This is a genomic window from Pantoea sp. X-Soil-YNGN-775, assembly GCF_059730575.1.
In genome coordinates this window covers 1716335-1739556 of the sequence record NZ_AP035945.1, presented here as the reverse complement: position 1 = coordinate 1739556, position 23222 = coordinate 1716335, and the positions used below count along the sequence as shown (strand labels likewise).

Here is a 23222-nt window from a genome sequence, read left to right as displayed (position 1 = left end):
ATTAATGCATAAAATGGGTCATCAAACGAATTATCAATAACTTAGGTAACGATGATATTCACTTATTTTGCATATATAGTGAATAATTGTCTGATCGAAGCGCCAGCGCCGGGTTTTAATCAGCAGAATTATGCATTTATGGCAGGAAATATCGCTTTTGTGATCGCTGATAAATTATCTGTCCAAAAAAGCTCAGCCGTTGCCCTGTTTTGGCGCATTACGCCTTTTCACGGTGCAGTAAAAGCCGCGATTGCCCGCCGGGCGGTGCGCAGCCTGCCCGGGTTGATTTAACAATTAATTTGCATTTGCCACCACTAACTATGCTGGGCTGAAATCTGGCGAGGAAGATGCTCTGGATGATGGCCGTCGCTATGGCCTGGTGTATGACGTACCCGGTTACACCGATATGCTGCCGTTCTTCGGCGGCGATTCCGGTTACACCGATGCCTTTGTTTCCGCTCGCTCGACGGGCGTGCTGACCTGGCGCAACAGTGACTTCTTTGGTCTGGTGGAGGGATTAAACCTTGTCGCGCAGTATCCGGGAAGAATGAGCGCAGCAGCGACATCGATGGCCTACGGCGCTCTGACGGCGGCGGTTTTGCCAACAAAGCGCAAAATGTCGAAGCCGTGGCGTAGTATCAGTTGCTGAATGGGTTCCGTCCGTCGCGGGGCTATGTGTCATCGAAAGGCAATGGGATGGAGAACAGCGGTGACGCTGACCTCATTAAGTACTCCGCGGTTGGCGCAACCTGATGATTCAACAACAACATATCGGTTTACGGTGAGTACCGTATCAACCTGCTGAATGACAACAATCCACTCGGTCTGGCCACCGACGACGTTACCGCGTGGGCCTGATCTATCAGTTCTGATTATCCCGCTGTGTTACGCAACGGCCCGACAGTGATTGTCGGGCCGTTTTTATTGGTGCGGTGCGCTACAGCGTGACGCCGGAAGCGCCGACTGGTGCCATCAGATCGTAACGATCATCCTGGGAAGCATCGTCCATCGCCATCGGCGGCTGGATTTTCAGGGTGATCCAGTTTGAGGTTACCCGTTGCTGCTTGCTGTCTTCCAGCGTAACCGACAGCCGGTATTCATTGCTGGCACCCGGTGAGTCATCCCACTGCGGTAAAATTACGCTCCAGCCCTGCGGATCGGCGTTACTGGCCGGCGGCGTCAGGCTCAGCGCCTGGGTATCGCCCTGCCAGCTCACCGCCTTGATCGGATTGCTGGCGCGTACCTGAAGCTTCAGCGGCAGGCTCTCACCGGCGTTTAATTGCCACGGCGGCGTCGCCAGGAAGACTGACAGGGTTTTGCGCTGGCGGAATGACAGCACCGGTGTATCGCTGCGGCTGACAATATCGTAACGGCTGCCGCGCAGCGAGCGCGCTTCATCGACATTACTGGCATCCAGCTGGCGACGCAGCGCCACGCCGAAGCGATAATTGAGCTTCAGCCCAAGCTGATCCTGCGTCTCTCCGGCACTGCTGGTTTTATGGGTCGCCGACAGCGTCACCAGCGGCACTGGGGTATACGACAGGCCAAACGACATCGCCGAAGGATTATGGTAGCGGTTGCCGCTGTTAAACAGATCGACGTTTTCGCCCAGATATTGCTGGTAGCTCACCGAGACGCCGAGCTGACGATAGAAAGGCAGGTAGGTTTGACTGGTGATGTCATAGCCGCGCGCCATGCGCTGTTGCTGAGAATTACCAAGATTTTTCCAGCCCGACAGCGGCATGTAGTAATTGGCTGAAAGCCGCAGATTATCATTCCAGGCTTCGGTTCCGAGCGAAGCGCGCTGCAGACCGCTGCTGAATACCCGATCGACAAAACCGTTGTAGCCGAGCAGCCAGTTGCCGGCATCCCAGCGCTGGCCCAGGCCGGCATTACCGACCACGCCATCACCGGTATCGTGTAACCCGAGCTGGCTGAAGGTGAGCATACTGTTCTCGTCAGCCAGCGCACTGAACAGATCGCCGCCGGTGCCGGCAAAGTTACCGTTCATGTCGACCATCAGATCGAGCTGTGCCGTGCCGTACGGCGAAAGCAGCGACTGCCCTTCGCTCTCGACCCGATTGGCTACCTCATCGCGCAGATGATTAAAGGCCCAGACCCCGGCCTGCTGACCAAAGGATGCGTCACTGTCATTGTTGCTGGCTTCGCCGATGCTTTTAGCGATCGATGCCAGCTTCCTGCTCCACTCTTCATCCTGTTCCGCGCTGCTACCCAGCGTCGGGAGCGCCTCCAGCGACTGACGGTAGCGTGCCGGATCGTCAAATGGCGTCTCTGACACCCGTGTTTCGGTCTGTAACGCGCGGGCGGGCTGGGTAACCAGCAGCGTGGGCGCGATCAAAGAAAGAATCACTGTTTTTCGTATCATGTCACCAGGCATTCGGATTAAGGTTAAGCGTGAGCGAAGGAAAAAATATCTCGCCTTTACCTTAACATATTGTGACAGCGATTCAGGACAGACGTGACAAATTGTGCATATGCCAGAAAATTCTGACACAAAAAAGCCTGCCACAGCAGGCCCGGAGGAGACAACCGCGCATCAGGAGAAAATTAACCCGCCATCGACATTAATTGTCTGGCCGGTGATGTAGCGCGCATCTTCAGACGCCAGAAAGGCCACCAGCCCGGCGACGTCTTCAGGCTGACCGGCACGCTTCAACGGAATGTTATTCACCCACTCCGCCATCAACTCCCCTTTGCCGTAGGTTTTCTGATCGTTACTGAGGATTTCGCCCCAGACGCGATCGTTGTAATCCCACATTTCGCTCTCAATGATGCCGGGACAAAACGCGTTGACCGTGATGTGCCACGGCGCCAGCTCCAGCGCCAGACTCTGGGTAATGCCAATCACCCCCATTTTGCTGGCGGCGTAGTGCGGTGTATAGATGAAGCCCTGCCGCCCCTGCCCCGATGAGGTGTTAATCAGGCTGCCGCTGCGCTGCTTTACCATATATTTCGCCGCTTCACGGCAGCAGAGCCAGACGCCGGTGGTATTCACCGCCAGCACCTTGTCAAAATCGCTTTTTGGCATACTGTCGAAGCGATCGATGGTGATCACCCCGGCATTCTGGATCGACACGTCGATCTGACCAAAGCGCTCGGCGGCCTGCTGGTAGAGCTGCTGCACCGCGGCCTCATCGGTGACGTCCACCTGCAGCGCCAGGATCTCACTGCCGAACTGCTGCTGGAGCTGTTCGGCGGTGGCAAAGACGCGATCGGCGTTCGATACCATCACCAGCTTCGCTCCGTCGCGGGCAAAGCGGGCCGCAATACCGGCACCAATGCCTCGGCAGGCCCCGGTGATCACCACTGTTTTTCCACTAAAATCGCGGGTCATAAACGCTCCTGTTAACTGTGTCGGATGTCAGAGAGCGGTGCCGCCTGCAGCTTCTTTTCATGACGACGTAACAGCACCACTTTGCTTTGCAGACGTTGCTGGAACTGGTCAATCACCACTGCGGTGACAATCACCAACCCTTTAATCACCATCTGCCAGAAATCGCTGACGCCCATCATCACCATGCCGTCCGCCAGGAAGACAATTACAAAGGTGCCAATAATCGAACCGGAAACCCGTCCGCGCCCGCCTGCCAGCGCCGTACCACCCAGCACCGTGGCGCCAATCGCGTCCATTTCAAACATGTTGCCGGTCATCGGGTGCGCCGTTTGCAGCTGAGAAGCGACCACCAGCCCGACCAGGCCCGCGCACAGGCCGGAGAAGGCGTAGACAAACACTTTCACTTTGATGATCGGCACGCCCGCCAGCCGTGCGGCTGACTCATTGCCGCCGATGGCGTAGATGTATCGGCCGAGCGGGGTTTTACGCGTCAGGTAGAGCCCGAGCAGCAGAAAGCCGATCATCAGCCAGATCGGGATGTAGACCCCCAGCACCGTGCCGGAACCGAGCAGCGCAAAGCCAGTGTTGCCGAGTGCCGGCAGCCCGACCAGATTGGCGTAGGTGCTGCCATCGTTGAACAGCAACGCCGCGCCGCGCGCCACGTACATCATCCCGAGGGTACAGATAAACGGTGCCACGCCCAGCCGGGTGATCACCGTGCCGTTAATTAATCCCACCAGCACGCCAAAGATCGCCACCACCAGAATCACTTCGGGCACGTTGAGGAACAGGGTATTGCCGCCCCACAGCGGCACGCCGTTGGTCAGCAGCGCGCCCGCCACCATGCCGCAGATGCCGGCCACCGCGCCCACCGACAGATCGATGCCGCCGGTAAGAATGACCAGCGTCATGCCGATCGCCAGCAGTCCGGTAATCGCCACGTGCTGGGTCATGATCAGCAGATTGGACGGGGTGAGGAAGTTGGGAACCATCACGCTGAAAAAGCTGACCACAATCAGCAGCGCAATAAAGGTGCGCGCCTTCAGCAGATACATATAGAGCAGATATTTTTGGTTCATGGAGTTCTCCGGCCAGCTTAATCTTGCGGGGTGGATGCCGCGATCAGTTGCTCTCGCGTTGCCACAGCACGCGGTAAATCGGCGGTAATCCGGCCATCAGCCATCACTAAAATACGGTCCGCCAGTGCCATTACCTCATCCAGTTCCGATGAGGAGAACATCACCGCCAGCCCCTGTTGCGCCAGATTGCCAATCAGGTGGTAAACGTCAGTTTTGGCACCGACGTCGATACCGCGCGTCGGTTCATCGAGTAACACCACCTGCGGACCGGTCATCAGCGCTTTACCCAGCACTACTTTTTGCTGATTGCCGCCGCTCAGCGAGGTGATAGGCAGTTCGGCGTCGCTGACCTTGATCGACAGATGCCCAATCATCTCATTGACCCGCTGATTCTCCTGGGCCGGACGGAGCAACCGCAGCGCGCGGCGAAAACCGCGCAGGCTGAGGTCGGAGAGGGTCATGTTGGCGGTAATCGACATCAACTCCACCACGCCTTCCCCCTTGCGGTCTTCCGGCACCAGCGCAATGCCGCTTTTTAACCGCTGCTGGAAACTGCGTTTCGCCAGATCTTTCCCCGCCAGTTGCACCCGGCCCGACTGGCACGGCATCAGGCCAATCAGCCCCTTAAACAGCTCGGTTCGCCCGGCACCCAGCAGGCCATAAATGCCGATGACCTCCCCTTTACGCAACGTAAAACTGACGTCGTTCAGGGTGTAACCGCCGTTCTGGTGCAGGGCGGTAAGCCCCTCAACCTGTAACACCGTTTCGCCCTGCGGGGCGGCCTGATAATCAAACTGCTTCTTCTTATCCCCCACCATCTGAGCGATGATCCACGGCACGCTCGCCTCCCGCACTTCGCGTTCGCTGATGAACCGTCCATCGCGGAAAATGGTGATGTGATCGCCAATCTCCATCAGCTCTTCCAGCCGGTGCGAGATATAGATGATGGTGACGCCGCGCCGCTTAAGCTGGGCAATCACGTTAAACAGCACTTTCACTTCAGACTGGCTCAGTGCGCTGGTCGGTTCATCCATGATCAATACCCGGGTATCTTTGGAGAGCGCGCGGGCAATCTCCACCAGTTGCTGATGGCCGATGCCCAACTCGCCGAGCGGTGCATAGGGGTCAACATCCAGCTCCAGTCGCTCAAGCAGCGTCTTCGCCAGCGCATACTGATACTTCTCGTTGATCACCCCGCGCTGGAAAAACTCGTTGGCGATAAAGATGTTGTCCATCACGTTCATGTTGGGAAACAGGTTCAGCTCCTGAAAAATAATGCTGATGCCCTGTTTTTCTGCCTGATGCGTAGAGCTAAGCGACACCACTTTGCCGTCCAGCAGAATCTCGCCCGACGAAGGGGTTTCCACCCCCGCCAGCATCTTCATCATGGTCGATTTACCGGCACCGTTTTCGCCAATCAGCACGTTGACCTTATTGCGATAGACCCGGTAATTAACCTGATCGAGCGCAGTTACGCCGGGGTAGAGACGTGACACGTTGCGGGTTTCGATGATCACATCGCTGCTCTGCTGCGGTTGAAGATCTTGCATCTGCCGCTCCTTATTGCCGGCTTATCGCCGCCGGGGTGATGTCCGGCAGCGTCTGCGGAATGTCCCAGCTGCTGAACACGCCGATGACCGTCACCTTATCGCCCACGGCTGGCTTGAATTTCTGCATCAGGCTGGACGCCTGCTGATTAATCGCTTTGCCGTAATCGCCAAACAGCACCTGATCGTTAAAGTCCTGATAGCTTGCGCCCTTATAGGCATCGCGCAGTGCGGTACCGCGAATGATCGGCCCGGCCTGAATAGTGACAGTGTCACCTGATTCATCACGGATTTTCATCTTGCCGCTGCGTGAAGTGGTATTCAGCGCAGTGATTTCGCCGCGCACCGCCACGCTAAACACGCACGGATTCTCCGCCTGGCTGCGGTAGCCATAGGATTGACAGCCGCTGTCGAAATCTTTAGCCGACTGCAGCGACTTGATTAAGCTCGCCAGCGGTTTCGCCTCCGCCGTCAGCTGCGGCACCAGTTTCTGCTGCCAGACCTGATCGATATTTGCCATCTGCGGATTGGGGGGATTTTTCAGCTCGGCCAGCTGTTGCTGTGACACTATTCGGCAGCCGCTCAGCAGCAGGACCACCAGCGTCAGCCAGACTCTTCCGGACATCTCATTCTCCCTGGCGCCCGCTCGGGCAGGCGCGCGGCGGTTAATTACGACTTGAAGTTAAAATCCTGCACGCCGTTGGCATTGTCCGGTGTAATCAGGATGCCGCGGAACATCACGCGCTGTTTTTCTGGCTTCGCGCCTTTCTGGATGTAATTGTCGAGATCGGTCACGCCCTGCGCCGCAATCGCCTGCGCCTGCAGCATCACCGTGGCTTTCAGGGAGCCAGCCTTCACCGCATCCCGCTCGTCATTGCTGCCATCAATACCCACTACGATCACATCATTGCGTCCGGCCGCTTTCAGCGCGGCAATTGCCCCCAGCGCCACCGGACCATTGCCGCAAATCACCCCTTTCACATCCGGATGCGCCTGCAGAATACTGTCCATGATCCGCTTGCCGTCGATCAGCGTCCCTTTGGCATCCTGACGCGCGACGCTCTGCATATCGCTGTACTGATCCAGCACCTGATGAAACGATTTGGAGCGCGTAACGCAGTTATTGTCGGCCAGGTTACAGGTCAGCTCGGCATACTTGCCCTTCTCGCCCATCTTCTCGACAAACACGTTGGCCACGTCAGACCCCGCCTGGAAGTTGTTGTGGGTAATCTGCGCCAGCGCCACATCGTCTACCGGGATTTCGCGGTTAATCAGCACCACCGGAATGCCGGCATCTTTGGCCTTTTTGATCGCCGCCACGCTGGCCGTTGAGTCGGCGTTGTCCAGCACGATACCCTGCACTTTTTTGCCGATAGCCGCATCGATCAGTTCGCTCTGCTTCTTCACATCTTCGCCGTGCGACAGCACCGAGGTTTTGTAGCCCAGCGCCTGGGCTTTGAGGTTGGCGCCTTTGGCTTCAGAGGCGTAATAAGGATTATCAAGTGAGTTGACCAGAATCATAATGGTGCCTTTCTCGACGGCGAACGCCGCTTGCGAAACCAGACAGGCGGCCACAGCAGTGCACAGCAGGGTACGGTTTTTCATGATGTTCTCTCTTATCGTTATCACTGGTTGGTGATTCCCGGGTGTCAGGGCAGCCTTACCAGATGGTAAATCCGCCATCGATCATTAAATCCGCGCCGGTAATCATGTCGCTGCCGTTGCTGGCAAAAAACAGCACCGCCGCGGCGATCTCATCGGTGTATGCAAAGCGGCCTAACGGAATCAGTTTTTTCATCTGCTCGCCCTTCTCACCGCGCCAGGCTTTTTCGCCCATCGGCGTCAGTACTACGGTGGGCGAAAGGGTATTGACGTTGATGCGGTGCGGCGCAAACTCTTTGGCCATCACTTTGGTCATGCCAAGCAGTCCGGCTTTGGCCGAGGTGTAAGCGACGTGGTTATCGATCGCAATCGAGGCCGCCTGCGAGGCAATATTGATAATTTTTCCGCCGTTACCGGCGGTGATCATCAGCCGCGCTGCCGCCTGCGAGCAGAGGAAAGGACCGGTAAGGTTGACGGCGATCTGCTTCTGCCACTCGGCAAAATCGGTATCAATCACCGGCTGTAACATCACATATCCGGCGCAGTTCACCAGGATATCAATGTGGCCGTAGTGGGAAATAACCTGATCAAACGCCTGGCTAACAGCGGCGGGATCGGTGACATCGCAACAGACAAACTGCACCCGATCGGCGGCAAACTCTGGCTGCAGGCTGGCAACCCTGTCCGCTTCGAACGGCGGATAAAGCAGCGCCAGACGCGCCCCCTTTTCCAGCAACATGCTATTGGTCGCCATCGCAATGCCGCCCAGGCCGCCGGTCACCACCGCGACTTTGTCAGCCAGATTCAGCGCGGTATCCACGCCATATCGCAGGTTTACGTCATATTCACCACTCATCCCACTTATCCCCTCAGTTTTTTGCCGTCGCCGTTGACGCAATCATTTTCGAACAAAAATATAAGCTATCGAAAAGAAATGATATGTGGGGCAGATCAAATTTCGACCATCTGCTGGTCAGCGATGATTATCTTATTGAAAAGACGTGATCTGGCTTGCAATGCGCAAATAAAAGTAGAAAGCATCAATCGTAAAAGCGAGTGTGATTCAATAACCTGCATCTTTTTAACTTTCGTTCGAAAATGAACATCTCTTACGGCCATCTCGCATTCATAAAAATGGCGCGTTAAACTCTGCGACAGATCCTTCTTCGCCTGAATACCCTGCGATTGGAAAAGGGAGCATTTCGATTGAAAAGCAAAAGTGAGCAGTTAGCTGACATGCAGCAACGCCGCGAAAAGATTCTGGAGATGATCCGCGAGGATGGCACCGTCACGGTCAAAGCGCTGACGGAGACCTTTGGCCTGACTGAAGCAACGTTGCGCAGCGATCTGCGAATGCTGCAAAAACAGGGCTTTGTCCAGCGCTACCACGGGGGCGCGACCCTGATGACTGGCAAACAGAATACCGGCGCGATGCTACTTGAGCGGCAAACCCATCTGGAAGAGAAAGAAGCCATTGGCCGGCTGGCGGCACAGCACATCGAAAATGGTGACACAGTGATTTTCGATTCCGGCACCACCACCACCGCCATCACCGACGCCATTACTCATATTCGCCGCTTATCGGTGGTCACCACGGCGGTGAATATCGCGCTGAAACTGGGTGGGGAACCCGGCATCAATATTCTGCTGACCGGCGGCACCTTCAAGTTCCCGACGCTATCGACCTCCGGTGAAAAGGCAGCCAGCTTTTTTGAAAACGTATTAGCTGAGAAACTGTTTCTGGCGACCGCCTGCATCTCACCTCGCCTCGGCCTGAGCTTTCCGAGCGAAACCGACATCAAGGTCAAGCTGGCGATGATTCGCTCAGCCAACACGGTCTATGTGGTGGCCGATTCCAGCAAGATTGATAAGGTGTCGATGTTTGCGCTGCCGTGCGACTGGAGCAATATCCACTATCTGATTACCGACAGCGGCATCACAACGGCGCAGGTCAACGCGTTCGAGGCGCTCGGCGTAAAAGTGCTGGTCGCTCCGCTGCCGCTAAAGCGGGCAATGTAACCGACTGTTCCGTCGCTGTTATGCCGGGCAGCAAAAGATCATCTGAACGACATGTTGTCGGGTCAGGCTGTGATTACGATGCGGAAAATAGCCACCCGAAAGGGGATTACCAATGAAAGACGATATTTTTGAACGCAGGCGGGCACGGGCATTAGCGCTGATGGCGGATAAACAGATATGGGCCAGCAGCACGGCTCCACCGTTACATCGACTGCTGTGGAAAATGAACATTAACCTGCCACCGCCGCCTTTCAGTGACTTCTGGCTCAACCTGCTGGTATTTAGCTCAATGTATATTTTGTTGATACCGTTGCTGCTTTTCCTCCCTACATTTTCACTACCCACCTTAGACGCAGCGTCAATCGAAACCAATCTGCTGGCAGGGCTCTTTTTCGGCCTGGCCATGGCGGGATTCTACTCGTGGTGCAGATGGTTCCACCGCCTGCCTGAATGGCAGCAGTTATAAGGCCCTCAACCCCGCCCTTCCGCCCAATCCGCGCACCCCAGCCAGCCGGGCAGCAAGTGCCTGCCCGAAGAGCAAGGTGTGCGAGCCACGGATGGCGAGCCCAGTCCGCAGGGACGCAGGATTCCCTTACAGTCGGGCCAGCCCTTACTGACCGCTGCACCGCTGCATCCCCGCAACACCGCAACTTTGCACCCGCGCGCGCACTCCCTCTCAACACGCCGCAACGCGCGCCATCACCCCAACCTGGAAGTCAGCCCGGTAATAACGCACCACCTCACCGACCAGCAACAACGACGGCGAAACCGGCTTCTCCTGATCCACCGTCTGCGCCAGCCCGGCCAGCGTGGTAATCAACACCCGCTGATCCGGCCGGGTACCGTTCTCAATGATCGCCACCGGCGTCAACGCATCACGCCCGTAATCCTGCAACTGCCTGCTGATCGAAGCACTCCAGCTCAACCCCATATAAAACACCAGCGTCTGGTTATCCGCCGCCAGCGCGGCCGCATCCAGCTGCGGCTCCCCGCTGCGCCCGTGCCCGGTGATCAGCCGCAACGACTGCGCGCAATCACGGTGGGTCAACGGAATACCACTGGCCGCCGCGCAGCCCACCGCGGCGGTAATCCCCGGCACCACCTCACATCGAATTCCGGCCTGCTGCAGACTCACCATCTCCTCGCCGCCGCGACCAAAAATAAACGGATCGCCGCCTTTCAAACGGATCACCTGGCGGCCACTGCGTGCCAGATCCACCAGCAACTGATTGATCTGCGCCTGCTTCAGACCATGCTGCCCAGGCCGCTTACCCACATCAATGCACAACGCGCTCTCGGGCACTTCCGCCATCACCGCCTCGCTCACCAGCCGGTCATACACCACCACCTCGGCACGCTGCAGTAAACGCAACGCTTTCACCGTCAGCAACTCAACGTCGCCCGGCCCGGCACCCACTAACCACACCGCGCCCTGCGGCGGAACACTGCCCTGCGGCGACAGCAATTTATCCAGCGACTCAATTAACAGCGTCATGACGCCTCCGTAACCGATTGGGAACGCAACAGCTGTTTCAGTTCCGGAATACAGGAACCACACTGCGTGCCGCATTTAAGCTTCTCACCCAGCGCCTGAGTCGTATCACACCCCTGCGCCACCGCCTGCAAAATGGCCTGCTCACCGACCGCCATGCAACTGCAGATAATCCGCCCCGCCGCCTGACCCTGTGCGGCCTGGCCTGCCAGCAGCCGATGCCGCCGAAACGCATCCGACGGCGCAGCCTGAAACGCGGCAGCGACGAAATTATGGTCGACTGCCGGCAAGCCAGCCCCGGCATACAATGCCAGCTGCAGCATGCCGTCTCGCCATGCCAGCACCCGGTAATCACTGCCGCTGCCGTCAGCGACCTGCAACTGACACCCGCTAAGATCATAATGCGCTGCCAGCCAAGCTTGCGGCGTATGCTCGCCAGCAACCACATAACGCTGCACCCCGGCATAGGGTGACCGCGCCCAGTAACGCAATCCCGCAGGTGACGCCAGCGTCGGCTGCCATAACCAGCCTTGCCAGCTCACCGGCAACGGCATAATCCGCACCGGCGTCTGCTTCAGCGCCGGCTGTCGCGAAAACGGACAGCCGCGCGCGGCGATCAACACATCGACATGGCTCTGCTGACTGAACTGCCGGTTCCAGTGCATCGGCACAAACAACTCCCCGCGTCGCAGCCCGCGATCCAGCGTCACCCGCGCGCTGATCCAGCCAGACAGCGACTGCACACGGGCCAGCGCCCCCGCCGTCAGCCCATAGTGGGCCGCGTCGGCCGGATGAAGCGCCACAAACGGCTCGTCACAGTGCTGCATCAGCCGTGGCACCAGCCCGGTGCGGGTCATGGTATGCCACTGATCGCGCACCCGACCGGTATTCATCAGCAACGGATAAGCCGCCGCGCGGGGCGTCAGCGCGGGCGTCGCCGGTACCCACAGCCGGGCTTTGCCATCTGGATGATAGAACCGGCGATCGCTAAACAAGCGGGCGCAGCCAGCAGGATACTCAGCGTTGACCGGCCACTGAACCGGACGCAACGCATCCCAGTCCGCATCACTTAACTGCGCCAGCGCGCTGATATCAAACGCCCGCTGACCGCCGTTCTCAAAGCCCGACAGCGCCGCATGTTCACGGAAAATCGCCGCCGGATGCTGCCAGTTAAATCCGTCAAAGCCTAAACGCTGGGCCACCTGAGCCAGCAGCCACCAGTCGGGACGCGCATCGCCGGGCGCGGCGGCAAAGGCGCGCTGACGCGAAATCCGCCGTTCTGAATTGGTCACGGTGCCATTTTTCTCGCCCCAGCCGTGGGCCGGCAGCAGAATGTCAGCAAACGCGCTGGTATCGGTTTGCGCCATCACGTCCGACACAATCACCAGCGGACAGGCCGCCAGCGCCTGCGCCACCCGATTGCCCTCTGGCATTGAGACCGCCGGATTGGTGCCCATAATCCACACCGCTTTAACTCCGCCGGTGGCGATAGCCTGAAACAGATCCACCGCCGTCAGGCCGGGCTGACGGGCGATAGTCGGGCTGCGCCAGAAACGCTGCACCCGATCGCAGTCAGCCGGATCAAACCCCATATGCGCCGCCAGCTGATTAGCCAGCCCGCCCACTTCACGTCCTCCCATCGCATTTGGCTGTCCGGTCAGGGAAAACGGACCGCAACCCGGCCGCCCGATCTTGCCGCTTACCAGATGCACATTGAGGATCGCCTGATTGTTATCACTGCCGGTGATCGACTGATTAATCCCCATGCACCACAGCGTCACTACCCGCCCGGTCTGGCTGAACAACCGGTAAAAGTCGGTCACCTGCTGCGGCGTCAGATCGCACTCTGCGGCGACGTGCGCCACCTGCCACGGCTCTGCCGCCGCCAGCGTTTCCGCCACGCCGCTCAGGTGCGGCAGCATGGTCTGATCGATGCCACCCTGCTTGTCCAGCCAGCGCAGCAGACCGTAAAACAGCAGCGTATCGCTGCCAGGACGCAGCGGCAGATGCAGATCGGCCAGGTCGCAACTGGCGGTGCGTCGCGGATCGATCACCACCATCCGCATATCAGGTCGCTGCTGCTTCGCCTGCGCCAGCCGCTGCCAGATCACCGGATGTGCCCAGGCCGCGTTGGAACCGACCAGCACCACCAGATCGGCCTGATCCAGATCCTCATAACAACAGGGCACCGCATCCGCACCGAACGCACGCTTATAGCCGATCACCGCCGAGGCCATACAGAGCCGCGAGTTGGTATCGATATTGGCGCTGCCGATATAGCCCTTCATCAGCTTATTGGCGACGTAATAATCCTCAGTCAGCAACTGGCCGGAACCGTAAAACGCCACCGCCTGCGGGCCGTCACGCTCGATCACCGCGCGTAATCCCGCCGCCGCCGCATCCAGCGCCGCGTCAAGCGTCACCGGCTGGCCATTAACCTGCGCCTTCAGCAACCGTCCCTGTGGCGTCAGCGTCTCGCCTAACGCCGCTCCCTTGACGCACAACCGCCCGGCGTTGGCCGGATGCCGTGGATCGCCCGTCACCTGCGCCCGATGATTCTCCAGCGGCGTCACGCAGACGCCACAGCCGACGCCGCAATAGGGACAGGTGGTATTCATGATGCCTGCGCCAGTTGATTCGCCGGACGGTTAGCCAGCCAGATCTGCCCCGCTTCCAGCTTCACCGGCCAGCAGCGTAACGGGTGCTGCGGATTATCCAGATTCTGACCGTCCCGCAGCCGCACCCGCTGCTTGTAAAGTGGCGAAATCACCACCGGCTCGCCGCCAACATCACCGAGAATACCGCGCGACAACACGCTGGCTTCGCTGCCTGGCTCGCGATCTTCCAGCGCATAAAGCGTCTCGCCAAAGCGGAACAGCGCGATACGCTCACTGCCGAGCCGCGCCCCGATGCCGGCCTGCTGGGGCACCGCGTCAAGAACGCAGACCGCGCTCCATCGCTCGGCCGGCAGTTGCAGCAACGGGCGGGACGTGGCCGCGTCCGGCTGGCGCTGGCCACGCACCCGGCTGTAGTGCAGGCTCTCATCCGGCCGATCGCTATTGATCGTCGGAGTGAACAGCGCCAGGCGTGACGCATCGGCCAGCGTGGTCTGCCATTCGCACTGGTACGCCCCGACCACCTGCTGCATCTCCTGCTCCAGCGTTGCCGCCAGCCCGAGACTATCGTCAATCACCACCTGACGCAGATAGTCGAGACCACCTTCGAGGTTATCCAGCCAGACACTGGTGCGCTGCAGCCGGTCGGCGGTTCGGATATAAAACATCAGCAGACGATCGACATACCGCAGCAGCGTGGCGTCGTCGAGGTCGCTGGCGAACAGATCGGCGTGACGCGGCTTCATGCCGCCATTGCCGCAGACATAGAGGTTCCAGCCCTTGTCAGTGGCGATCACCCCGATATCTTTACTTTGCGCTTCGGCACATTCGCGGGTACAGCCGGAAACCGCCATCTTGATTTTGTGCGGGGCGCGCAGGCCCTTGTAGCGGTGCTCCAGCGCGATAGCGAAGGCGGTAGAGTCCTGCACGCCATAGCGGCACCAGGTTGATCCGACGCAGGACTTCACGGTGCGCAGCGATTTGCCGTAGGCGTGGCCGGTTTCGAAGCCCGCGTCCAGCAGCGTCTGCCAGATAGCTGGCAATTGATCGAGCCGTGCGCCGAACAGATCGATGCGCTGCCCGCCGGTAATTTTGGTATAGAGATCGTAGCGCGCCGCCACTTCGCCAATGGCAATCAGACCTTGCGGAGTGAGCTCACCCGCCGGAACGCGCGGCACCACTGAATAGGTGCCATCTTTCTGGATATTGGCAAAGTAGCGATCGTTGGTATCCTGCAGCGGCAGATGCGCCGGTTGCAGCAGATAGTCGTTCCAGCAGGAGGCCAGCAGCGAGGCCACCAGCGGTTTACACACTTCACAGCCGTGGCCGTTGCCGTGCGCCGCCAGCAGATCGTCAAAGGTTTTGATCGCCTCCACCCGGATCAGGTGATACAGCTCCTGCCGCGACCAGGCGAAGTGCTCGCAGACATCCTTCTTCACCACCACGCCGAGGTTCGACAACTGGTATTCCATCACCTGTTTCACCAGCGCCGCACAGCCGCCGCAGCCGGTGGCCGCTTTGGTACAGCTTTTAATGCTGCTCATTTCGCTGCAGCCGCTTTTCACCGCTGCGCAGATATCGCCTTTGCTGACGTTTTGACAGGAGCAGAGCTGGGCGCTGTCGGGTAGCGCAGCCACGCCCGGCGCTTTGGCCGGTGCGCCCGCCAGCAGCGGCAGGATCAGGCTCTCAGGCGCGGCCGGCAGCGGCAGCGCATTCAGCATCATCTGCAGCAGGGTGGCGTAATCGCTGCTGTCCCCCACCAGCACGCCGCCCAGCAACCGGCTGCCGTCGCCGGAGACCACGATTTTCTTGTAAATGCCTTTTGGACCGTCGGTCCAGTGATAACTCTGGCTGCCGACGGTGCGCCCCTGCGCATCACCAAACGACGCGACCTCGACGCCCAGCAGTTTGAGCTTTGTGCTCATATCCGCACCGCTGAACGCAGCGGGTTCTGCCGCCAGATGGCCCGCCAGCACCCGCGCCATCTGATAGCCTGGCGCCACCAGCCCAAAAATCTGACCGTTCCACAGCGCGCATTCGCCGACGGCGTAGATCGCTTCATCGCTGGTCTGACAGCGATCGTTAATCTCAATACCGCCGCGCGCACCGAGCGTCAGACCGGCCTCACGCGCCAGCTCATCACGTGGCCGGATGCCGGCGGAGAACAGCACCAGATCGCTGGGCAGGCTGCTGCCATCGGCAAAGTGCAGCAGTACGCTGCCGTCGGCCTGAGTCTCAATCTGCTGAGTCTGTTTTGAGGTGTGTACCGTCACACCGAGCGACTCGATCTTCTGACGCAGCATGGATGCGCCGCCCTCATCGAGCTGCATCGCCATCAGGCGCGGCGCGAACTCCACCACGTGGGTTTCCAGCCCGAGTTGCCGCAGCGCATTGGCCGCTTCCAGACCCAGCAGCCCGCCGCCAATCACCACGCCGCGCTGACTGTGACGGGCGCAGGCAGCAATCGCATCGAGATCGTCCAGCGTGCGGTAGACGAAGCAGCGTGCCGCATCATGGCCGGGAATCGGCGGCACAAAGGCGCGTGATCCGGTTGCCAGCACCAGCCGATCCCACGCCAGCTGGTTACCTGCGCTGTCAGTCAGGCTGCGCTGCGCCCGATCAATCGCCACCACCTGACAGCCCGTGCGCAGCTCAATGCCGTGCTGCACAAAAAAATCCTCTGCCACCAGTGAGAGATCGGCCGCCTGTTTGCCGTTGAAATAGTCCGACAGATGCACCCGGTCATAGGCTGGCTGAGACTCTTCGCCATACACCACAATCTGATAGTGCTGATGCAGTTCACGGGCGACCAGTTGCTCAAGAAAATAGTGACTGACCATGCCGTGACCGATCACGGCTAATAAAGGTTTGCTCATCAGAAGACTCTCTGCAGCCTGCGGCTGCGTTTCAGGTTGATCGGGATCGAACAGGGTGGCGAGAGTGGCGGGTTCAGCACGCTGCAGGCGGCCGAGCAGTGCGGCCCCCTGCTGGCTGTCACCAAACAGCAGCACGCCGTTGAGGCGTCCCTGTCGCAGAAAGAGACGACGATAGTCGCCGGAGAGCGGATCAAAACTGCTGACCGACGGCGCTTCACTGATATCCCCGGCGCTGAACAGTGAAATGCCGCTGACTTTCAGCCGCGTGCCGCCAGGCTGGGTGCGATAATCAGCCTGTGGCGAACCGGCCAGCTGCGCTGCCAGCACCTGCGCCTGCGCCAGACAGGGCGCTACCAGGCCAAAGGTTTCCCCTTCAATTTCACAGCACTCGCCGACGGCATAGACATCGGTCACCGCGCTGCGCAGCTGGCGATCGACCAGAATCCCACGCTGGCACGGCAGCCCCGCCGCCCGTGCCACGGCCACGGCCGGGTCCACGCCGATGGCGATCACCACCTGCCCGGCGGCGTAATCAGTGCCATCCGCCAGCGTGACGCCGGTTGCGGTGATCGCCTGCAGCCCACTGTTCAGCAAACAGCGGATGCCACGCCCGCGCAGCGCCGTCAGCAGCAGTTCGCCCGCTCTGGCATCCAGCTGGCGATCGAGCAGCCAGCCTTTATGGTGGATCAGCGTCACCTCGCGGCCCTGCGCCCGCAGTGCCGCCGCCGCCTCAATGCCGAGGAAACCGCCCCCCAGCACCGCCACCGGTCCCTGGCCCGCCAGCAGCCGTTCAACATCATTGATGCTGCGGAAACCGCTGACCTGCGGCCGATCGATGCCCGTGATGGCCGGCAGACGCGGCTGCGATCCGGTGGCGAAAACCAGCCGGTCCCAGCCCAGCTGACGCTGGTCGGTCAGCACCGTGCGGGCCGCCAGGTCGACCTGCCGCACCGTTTCACCTGCCAGCAGCGTCACGCCGTGCTGCTGATACCATGACGGTGGATGAATCAGGGTTTCGCTGAAGTGCATCTCGCCAGCCAGCACCGGTGATAACAGCACGCGGTTATAGTTGCCGTGTGGTTCGCGACCGATCACCGTGATGGCGTAGCGCTGCGGCGCGCGTTGCAGCAGGCTTTCGACCAGCTGCATCGCCGCCATTCCATTCCCAATCACCAGCAGCCGTTGCCTCATGATGCGATCCTCACGCCGCCGTGGTCTGTTTTTCATACAGAAAGTGCAGCACCCGCTGGCGTAGCTGGTGATAGCGCGGCTCGTCGGCCAGCGCCACGCGTGAGCGCGGACGCGGCAGATCGACCGGCAGGATCTCACCGACCCGCGCCGCCGGGCCGTTGGTCATCATCAGTACCCGATCTGACAACAACACCGCCTCATCGACGTCATGGGTGATCAGCACGATGGTGGTGTTCAGCTCCTGCTGAATGCGCATCACGCTGTCCTGCAGATGCGCGCGAGTCAGGGCGTCCAGCGCGCCAAATGGCTCATCCAGCAGCAGCACCCGCGGTTTCATCGCCAGCGCCCGCGCGATACCGACGCGCTGCTTCATGCCACCGGAAATCTCACCCGGCCGCTTGTGCATTGCATGGCTCATCTGCACGCGATTCAGGTTGTGCTCAATCCAGTCGCGCATTTCCGCTTTACTGAGCCGGCCTTTAAACACCTGCTGCACCGCCAGCTCAACGTTCTGAAACGCCGTCAGCCACGGCAGCAGCGAATGGTTCTGGAACACCACCGCCCGCTCTGGCCCCGGCCCGGCGATCTCGCGGTTATCGCACAGCAATACGCCGCTGCTGGGCCGGCTTAATCCGGCAATCAGGTTCAGCAGGGTTGATTTGCCGCAGCCGGAATGGCCGATCAGGCTCAGGGTTTCGCCCTGGTGAATATCAAAGCTGACGTTATCCAGCGCCAGAAACTCACCGCTGGCGGTATTGAAGCGCTGGCTGACCTGCTGGACGCGAATAATCTGTGACATGGTGAACTCCTTATTTATCCCAGCTAAAACGACGGACCAGCAGCATCAAGCCCTGCTCCAGCAACAGGCCGACGACGCCGATAATCAGGATGGCGATCAGAATGTTTTCCACGTTGAGGTTGTTCCACTCGTTCCAGATCCAGAAGCCGATACCCAGTCCGCCGGTCAGCATTTCGGCAGCGACAATCACCAGCCACGCAATGCCGATCGACAGACGAACCCCGGTCAGCACTGCGGGCAGCACCGCCGGCAGCAGGATGCGGCGCATCACCGTCCACTCAGAGAGCTGCAGCACCCGCGCCACATTGAGGTAATCCTGCGGAATGCGTTGTACCCCTTCGGCGGTGTTGATGATCATTGGCCAGATCGAGCAGATGAAAATGGTCCAGCTGGCGGCAGGCTCGGCACGCTGAAACAGCAGCAGACCAATCGGCAGCCACGCCAGCGGACTGACCGGACGCAGCAAGGCGATAATCGGATTGAACATCCGCGTCATAAACAGAAAGCGGCCGAGCAGAAAACCGGCCGGAATGCCGACCACGGCCGCCAGGCCGAAGCCAATAGCGACCCGCTGCAGCGACGCCAGCACGTTCCAGCCGATGCCCTGATCGTTGGGGCCGTTGCTATAGAACGGATCGGCAAACAGCACCTGTGCCGCCTGCCAGGTGGCATACGGCGTCGGAAAAGACGGCTCTGACAGCGCGGCAATTTGCCACACCAGCAGCAGCAACAGCATCCCGCCGGTGGCCGGAATTGCCCGCTGGATCAGCGGACGCAGGCGAGCCGGTCTGGCGGCGGCTTTCGGGGTAATCTGCAGCGGGATCACGGTAGCACTACTGTCGGTCTGTACCGGCTGCGCCAGGGCGCGTGCGTCAGTTTTCATGGCATCCTCTCTTAACGTTTGATAGCGAAACTGGCGGCGTAGGCGGCAGGATCGCTGCCGTCCCAGACTTTGCCGTCGATGAGGGTACTGCTGCGCATCTGCGTGGCGGGCAGCGCGATCTGGCCGACCGCACTGGCGGCCTGTTTATAGATGTCGATGCGGTTAATCTGCCGTGCCACCGCCAGGTAATCGGGATCGTCGGTCAGCAGGCCCCAGCGTTTCATCTGGGTCAGAAACCACATGCCGTCGGAGAGCCACGGGAAACTGACGTTGCCGTCACCGAAGAAACGCATCGGGTGCGCGTCCTGCCACGACTGACCCAGGCCGTTCTGGTACTGACCCAGCATCCGCCCTTGCAGCGTCTCAACTTTGGTATTGATCCAGGCGCGCCCGGCTAACACCTGCGCGGTTTCGCGACGGTTATCGTCGGAGGCGTCAATCCAGCGGGCCGCGTCCAGTACCGCAGCCGTGAGCGCGCGTGCAGTGTTAGGGTTCTCATTGACCCACTGCGCGCGGGTGCCGAGGATTTTTTCCGGATGCTCAGGCCAGATCTGCTGGCTGGTGGCGGCGGTAAAGCCGATGTTGTCGCTGATGGCGCGCTGGTTCCACGGCTCGCCGACGCAGAAACCACTCATGTTGCCAATCTTCATGTTCATCACCATCTGCGGCGGCGGCACAACCACGGTGCGTACCTCCTCAAACGGGTTGATGCCGGCATTGGCCAGCCAGTAATAGAGCCACATGGCGTGGGTGCTGGTGGGAAAAGTGTGGGCAAAGGTGAAATGGCCTTTGGCCTGGCTGTCGACCGCCTTTTTCAGGCTGGCCGCATCGGTCACGCCGCTGGCTTTTAGCTGGTTCGACAGGCTGATCGCCTGGCCGTTGTGGTTGAGCGTCATCAGATTCGCCATGTCGTGCTGCGGGCCGGCTACCCCGAGCTGCAGGGCGTAGATCATGCCGTACAGCACGTGTGCGGCATCCAGCTCGCCAGAGGTCAGTTTGTCGCGCACCGCCGCCCAGCTCGCCTCTTTACTGGCCTGTAGCGTCAGGCCATATTTTTTATCAAATCCTTTAACCGACGCCATCACCACGGGCGCGCAGTCGGTGAGCGGAATAAAGCCGACCCGCACCGCCTTTTTCTCAGGCGCATCCGAGCCCGCCGCCCATACGGCATTGCGTAATCCCGGAATCACCCAGGCACCGCCCAGCGCGGCCCCGGAAAGCAGTAACTGACGTCGTGAAAGAGAAAATGGCGTTTTGCTCATCATATTGACCCTGAACAGGAATAAAAAAAGGCGTCCTCCGACATGCCGAAGCATGCGGATGGACGCCTTTATCCAAAGCACTGGCCCCACCGCCGTTGGCGGGAACAATGCGCACTGTCTGTCATATCAAGCAAGCCGCGTGCCAGAATCAGCGTCGGCTATAACACCGGGTTTTCACCCTGCCACGGTTGAAAAAGTAACCGTTTTTGCACTTTCCTGACGCAGGTTGCGCACAAGCGTTGTGCAGCTAACCCTTTCGGGTTAGGTGTTGAGCGTCGCGGCGACAGCCAGCACCGCCTGCGCGATCTCCAGTACCCGTTTGTTCTGGTTCATGGCGCTTTTACGCAGCGCCTGCCAGGCCGCCTGTTCACTGAAACCATGCTGCTGCATCAGCCAGTGCTTAGCCTGTTCAATCACCCGGCGCTCATCAAGTGAGACGCGCATGGCGGCCAGCTCATCGGCCTGCTGCTGCAAGCGCTGGGACTGTTCACCAATCAGTGACAGTACCGAGCGCCCAAGCTGCGGCGCCAGACCGTCGCTGTCGAGCGTGGCCGCGCCGGGCAGCCAGTCGGCACCGGAAACGTAGAGCGCAAAGCTGCTCTCTGCCTGCGCCGGGGTCAACGGCAGCGCCGCCTGCAGCTCGGCCTGCGCAATTGCGGTCCGGCAACGTAGCATCAGCGTGGTGGCGAGACCATCTTCGACCTGTTTCATCTGATCGAGCCGCGCGGAGAGCAGTGAAAACCAGTTCAGCGCGCCGGTCGCTTCAGCCTGGCCACCGGTGCAGGCGATGCGCCGCAGCCGCTCAATCTCCCGGCTGGCCTGCGCCAGCGGCTGCCATTGGCTACGCGCCTGGTCATCGGCAAACGCGTGAAAAGTCGTAAAGCTCTGCTCCTGGGCCGCAATCAGCGCCACCAGCTGGCTGCGCTGATCGGCGGTGAACTGTCCGGCCGCAAAGCCAGCGGAGCCGATGGCACGCTCCTGTCCGGCCAGCTCCTTGCCCTGCATAAAGCTGAACAGCGCAATCAGCGCGCGGGAGATATCGGGATGGCTGGCGGTATCGGCGGCTTCAAATACCAGGTTGAGTAAGGTGCGGATCACCTGGTTAAACGCCACCATCGCCGCTGGCTGATTGAGTGTCCCCTCCGCGATCTGCTGTCGCAGTGCGGGCAGTTCGCTCAGCGCCTGCAACGCGGCGGCAATCAGATGACAGAAGCGGCTGTAGCCCGGCTGCGGCTGCGCGGGGGGTAGCGCCTGATAAACGTGCTGCAGGCAGGCGCTGACATCCTGCTGACGGGCGATCCGCTCAGCGCTGAACAGCTGACCGTGGGAACAGATCCAGATATTGCTGGCTCCGCGTTCCCGCTGCAGCTGATGGACCAGCTCACTGACCGCGGTAATCAGCCGTCCGGTCTGGAGTAGCCGTTGCAGGCTGGCAATATCGCTATCCCGTGATGCCTGCAGCCAGGTCAGGGCGTCCCTCATGGCTCACCTCTTATCGCCGTAAAACCATTATTAAGCAAAAGACGTGCCGTTTTATCGTCACAATTGCCTGAACGGCTGCCCGTAAATTCCGATTTTGATGAGTTTCTTAAGGCAAACGGATAAAAATTTCTGACAATGAGTGATTAGAAAAACTTAATAGTTTCCAATGAAATCCTTTGCATGGCAGAATGCGCGGCAAGGTTCTCAACCAGTTTGCCGTCACGATAATTCAGTTAGCTTTAACTATCGTAAAGCATGGCGCTTTTCCCGCGCCCTGGCTTACCAGAAAAGCGCCTGCTATCACGCATCGGCAGCCGGTGCAATGGTTTGAATTCTCAAAAGTCTTAGGTAGACTGAACGCAGTACTATCCTGATGTAATCTGACCTTTTTTTTGAATGTCAGAACTTTGGCCTGCTGCGGCGCCATTGTCGGCGCCCTGTTACGTTGGGCCAGGCAATATGCAGATACTTTGATGAGATCACGAGGAACATGGTGAAAAAGAGTCTTGCGTTAACACTGCTGGCGGTCCTTACCCTGGCAGGCTGTAAGGCCCCGCCGCCGCCCGTCACTGATGACACGCTGGTGACCAGCGAAATCAACGGCGTCAAGCTGGTTCATCGGCATGCCGTTGCGGCGCCGACTGAATTTGAACCGGTCAATCAGACCTGGAGAGCGTTGTATGGCGCGTCAGTGATGACGACGCCCGATTACGGCGGCAAAGTGGTTCGCTATCTCGAAACGGGTAAACCGTTTGAAGTATTAGGCAATGTGGAAAATCACTGGCTGGCGATTGCCGATCAGGCTGACGGTCCGATGATCGGTTACGTCCCGTTAAAAGCGGGTGTGGAAAGCAGCCGCTATGACGCCACCGTCCAGAGCGATCGCCCTCGTCCTCGCAAGACGAAACAGGTCTGTGTCGCCGTTGGCGGTGCCAGTAAAGCGTGCCGCACTAACGATACCGCGACCTGGATCTTAGACTAAACATGAAATCCGGCGCATATTGCCCGCAGCACCGTCCT

The 23222-nt window shown here is 59.6% G+C and carries 18 protein-coding genes and 1 pseudogene; 5 read left to right on the top strand and 14 right to left on the bottom strand.

The genetic code is table 11. The features are described from left to right. Positions 1-51 precede the first annotated feature (51 nt). Together AC6I8I_RS08125 and AC6I8I_RS08120 are read left to right on the top strand one after the other, a co-directional pair. Positions 52-291: a hypothetical protein gene (locus AC6I8I_RS08125; protein ID WP_497828536.1), complete on the top strand. Its 240-nt coding sequence runs from the start codon at positions 52-54 to the stop codon at positions 289-291. Positions 292-319: 28 nt separating this feature from the next. Next, positions 320-872, top strand: a pseudogene (locus AC6I8I_RS08120) (porin); the annotation flags it as partial. A gap of 65 nt (positions 873-937) precedes the next feature. On the opposite strand, the gene AC6I8I_RS08115 reads toward AC6I8I_RS08120, so the two are convergent. The 7 genes from AC6I8I_RS08115 to AC6I8I_RS08085 all read right to left on the bottom strand — a co-directional run bounded on the left by AC6I8I_RS08115 (position 938) and on the right by AC6I8I_RS08085 (position 8439). After that, positions 938-2386, bottom strand: a complete 1449-nt coding sequence (locus AC6I8I_RS08115) for a YchO/YchP family invasin (RefSeq protein WP_312057350.1) — start codon at positions 2384-2386, stop codon at positions 938-940. Between the two features lie 171 nt (positions 2387-2557). Continuing rightward, a complete protein-coding gene (locus AC6I8I_RS08110; protein WP_312057351.1) occupies positions 2558-3355 on the bottom strand; it encodes a glucose 1-dehydrogenase in 798 nt (265 codons plus the stop codon). 11 nt (positions 3356-3366) lie between these two features. Then, positions 3367-4434, bottom strand: a complete 1068-nt coding sequence (locus AC6I8I_RS08105) for an ABC transporter permease (RefSeq protein ID WP_497828535.1) — start codon at positions 4432-4434, stop codon at positions 3367-3369. Positions 4435-4451: 17 nt separating this feature from the next. Then, entirely contained in the window at positions 4452-5984 is a 1533-nt protein-coding gene (locus AC6I8I_RS08100; RefSeq protein WP_089561234.1) for a sugar ABC transporter ATP-binding protein, read from the bottom strand. 10 nt (positions 5985-5994) lie between these two features. Continuing rightward, positions 5995-6606, bottom strand: coding sequence for a DUF2291 family protein (locus AC6I8I_RS08095; protein WP_497828534.1), 612 nt, complete (start codon positions 6604-6606; stop codon positions 5995-5997). A gap of 44 nt (positions 6607-6650) precedes the next feature. Next, a complete protein-coding gene (locus AC6I8I_RS08090; RefSeq protein WP_312057059.1) occupies positions 6651-7586 on the bottom strand; it encodes a D-ribose ABC transporter substrate-binding protein in 936 nt (311 codons plus the stop codon). A 55-nt stretch (positions 7587-7641) separates the two neighbouring features. After that, positions 7642-8439 carry a GolD/DthD family dehydrogenase gene (locus AC6I8I_RS08085; protein WP_312057056.1) on the bottom strand — a complete coding sequence of 266 codons (798 nt, stop codon included), beginning with the start codon at positions 8437-8439 and terminating at the stop codon, positions 7642-7644. Positions 8440-8789: 350 nt separating this feature from the next. Here AC6I8I_RS08085 and AC6I8I_RS08080 point away from each other — a divergent pair, with 350 nt between their 5' ends. Further along, positions 8790-9602: a DeoR/GlpR family DNA-binding transcription regulator gene (locus AC6I8I_RS08080; protein WP_312057054.1), complete on the top strand. Its 813-nt coding sequence runs from the start codon at positions 8790-8792 to the stop codon at positions 9600-9602. Positions 9603-9714: 112 nt separating this feature from the next. After that, entirely contained in the window at positions 9715-10068 is a 354-nt protein-coding gene (locus AC6I8I_RS08075) for a DUF6404 family protein (RefSeq protein ID WP_497819914.1), read from the top strand. Positions 10069-10278: 210 nt separating this feature from the next. On the opposite strand, the gene cobA is transcribed toward AC6I8I_RS08075, so the two are convergent. The 7 genes from cobA to AC6I8I_RS08040 form a co-directional block, all read right to left on the bottom strand. Further along, on the bottom strand, positions 10279-11097 hold the full coding sequence (gene cobA / locus AC6I8I_RS08070; protein ID WP_497819913.1) for a uroporphyrinogen-III C-methyltransferase: 819 nt from the start codon (positions 11095-11097) through the stop codon (positions 10279-10281). After that, positions 11094-13712: a nitrate reductase gene (locus AC6I8I_RS08065; RefSeq protein WP_497828533.1), complete on the bottom strand. Its 2619-nt coding sequence runs from the start codon at positions 13710-13712 to the stop codon at positions 11094-11096. Before AC6I8I_RS08065 ends, cobA begins: the two co-directional genes overlap by 4 nt. Continuing rightward, positions 13709-17776, bottom strand: a complete 4068-nt coding sequence (gene nirB, locus AC6I8I_RS08060) for a nitrite reductase large subunit NirB (RefSeq protein WP_497828532.1) — start codon at positions 17774-17776, stop codon at positions 13709-13711. The genes AC6I8I_RS08065 and nirB overlap by 4 nt, the downstream gene beginning before the upstream one ends. A 10-nt stretch (positions 17777-17786) precedes the next feature. Next, on the bottom strand, positions 17787-18575 hold the full coding sequence (locus AC6I8I_RS08055; RefSeq protein WP_312057044.1) for an ABC transporter ATP-binding protein: 789 nt from the start codon (positions 18573-18575) through the stop codon (positions 17787-17789). Between the two features lie 10 nt (positions 18576-18585). Beyond that, positions 18586-19458: a nitrate ABC transporter permease gene (gene ntrB, locus AC6I8I_RS08050; protein WP_497828531.1), complete on the bottom strand. Its 873-nt coding sequence runs from the start codon at positions 19456-19458 to the stop codon at positions 18586-18588. A gap of 11 nt (positions 19459-19469) precedes the next feature. Then, entirely contained in the window at positions 19470-20720 is a 1251-nt protein-coding gene (locus AC6I8I_RS08045; protein ID WP_312057067.1) for a CmpA/NrtA family ABC transporter substrate-binding protein, read from the bottom strand. 261 nt (positions 20721-20981) lie between these two features. Next, the gene (locus AC6I8I_RS08040) at positions 20982-22202 is read right to left on the bottom strand and encodes a nitrate- and nitrite sensing domain-containing protein (protein ID WP_497828530.1); all 1221 of its coding nucleotides are present in this window, start codon (positions 22200-22202) and stop codon (positions 20982-20984) included. A gap of 490 nt (positions 22203-22692) precedes the next feature. Between AC6I8I_RS08040 and AC6I8I_RS08035 the strand changes: the two genes are divergently transcribed. Then, a complete protein-coding gene (locus tag AC6I8I_RS08035) occupies positions 22693-23184 on the top strand; it encodes a hypothetical protein (RefSeq protein WP_031377504.1) in 492 nt (163 codons plus the stop codon). The last annotated feature ends 38 nt before the right edge of the window (positions 23185-23222 follow it).

Bases quoted from the DNA above. Each gene is read 5' to 3' on its own strand.
- AC6I8I_RS08125 (WP_497828536.1), top strand. From the start codon at position 52: ATGATATTCACTTATTTTGCATATATAGTGAATAATTGTCTGATCGAA.
- AC6I8I_RS08115 (WP_312057350.1), bottom strand. From the start codon at position 2,386: ATGATACGAAAAACAGTGATTCTTTCTTTGATCGCGCCCACGCTGCTG.
- AC6I8I_RS08110 (WP_312057351.1), bottom strand. From the start codon at position 3,355: ATGACCCGCGATTTTAGTGGAAAAACAGTGGTGATCACCGGGGCCTGC.
- AC6I8I_RS08105 (WP_497828535.1), bottom strand. From the start codon at position 4,434: ATGAACCAAAAATATCTGCTCTATATGTATCTGCTGAAGGCGCGCACC.
- AC6I8I_RS08100 (WP_089561234.1), bottom strand. From the start codon at position 5,984: ATGCAAGATCTTCAACCGCAGCAGAGCAGCGATGTGATCATCGAAACC.
- AC6I8I_RS08095 (WP_497828534.1), bottom strand. From the start codon at position 6,606: ATGTCCGGAAGAGTCTGGCTGACGCTGGTGGTCCTGCTGCTGAGCGGC.
- AC6I8I_RS08090 (WP_312057059.1), bottom strand. From the start codon at position 7,586: ATGAAAAACCGTACCCTGCTGTGCACTGCTGTGGCCGCCTGTCTGGTT.
- AC6I8I_RS08085 (WP_312057056.1), bottom strand. From the start codon at position 8,439: ATGAGTGGTGAATATGACGTAAACCTGCGATATGGCGTGGATACCGCG.
- AC6I8I_RS08075 (WP_497819914.1), top strand. From the start codon at position 9,715: ATGAAAGACGATATTTTTGAACGCAGGCGGGCACGGGCATTAGCGCTG.
- cobA (WP_497819913.1), bottom strand. From the start codon at position 11,097: ATGACGCTGTTAATTGAGTCGCTGGATAAATTGCTGTCGCCGCAGGGC.
- AC6I8I_RS08065 (WP_497828533.1), bottom strand. From the start codon at position 13,712: ATGAATACCACCTGTCCCTATTGCGGCGTCGGCTGTGGCGTCTGCGTG.
- nirB (WP_497828532.1), bottom strand. From the start codon at position 17,776: ATGAGGCAACGGCTGCTGGTGATTGGGAATGGAATGGCGGCGATGCAG.
- AC6I8I_RS08055 (WP_312057044.1), bottom strand. From the start codon at position 18,575: ATGTCACAGATTATTCGCGTCCAGCAGGTCAGCCAGCGCTTCAATACC.
- ntrB (WP_497828531.1), bottom strand. From the start codon at position 19,458: ATGAAAACTGACGCACGCGCCCTGGCGCAGCCGGTACAGACCGACAGT.
- AC6I8I_RS08045 (WP_312057067.1), bottom strand. From the start codon at position 20,720: ATGAGCAAAACGCCATTTTCTCTTTCACGACGTCAGTTACTGCTTTCC.
- AC6I8I_RS08040 (WP_497828530.1), bottom strand. From the start codon at position 22,202: ATGAGGGACGCCCTGACCTGGCTGCAGGCATCACGGGATAGCGATATT.
- AC6I8I_RS08035 (WP_031377504.1), top strand. From the start codon at position 22,693: ATGGTGAAAAAGAGTCTTGCGTTAACACTGCTGGCGGTCCTTACCCTG.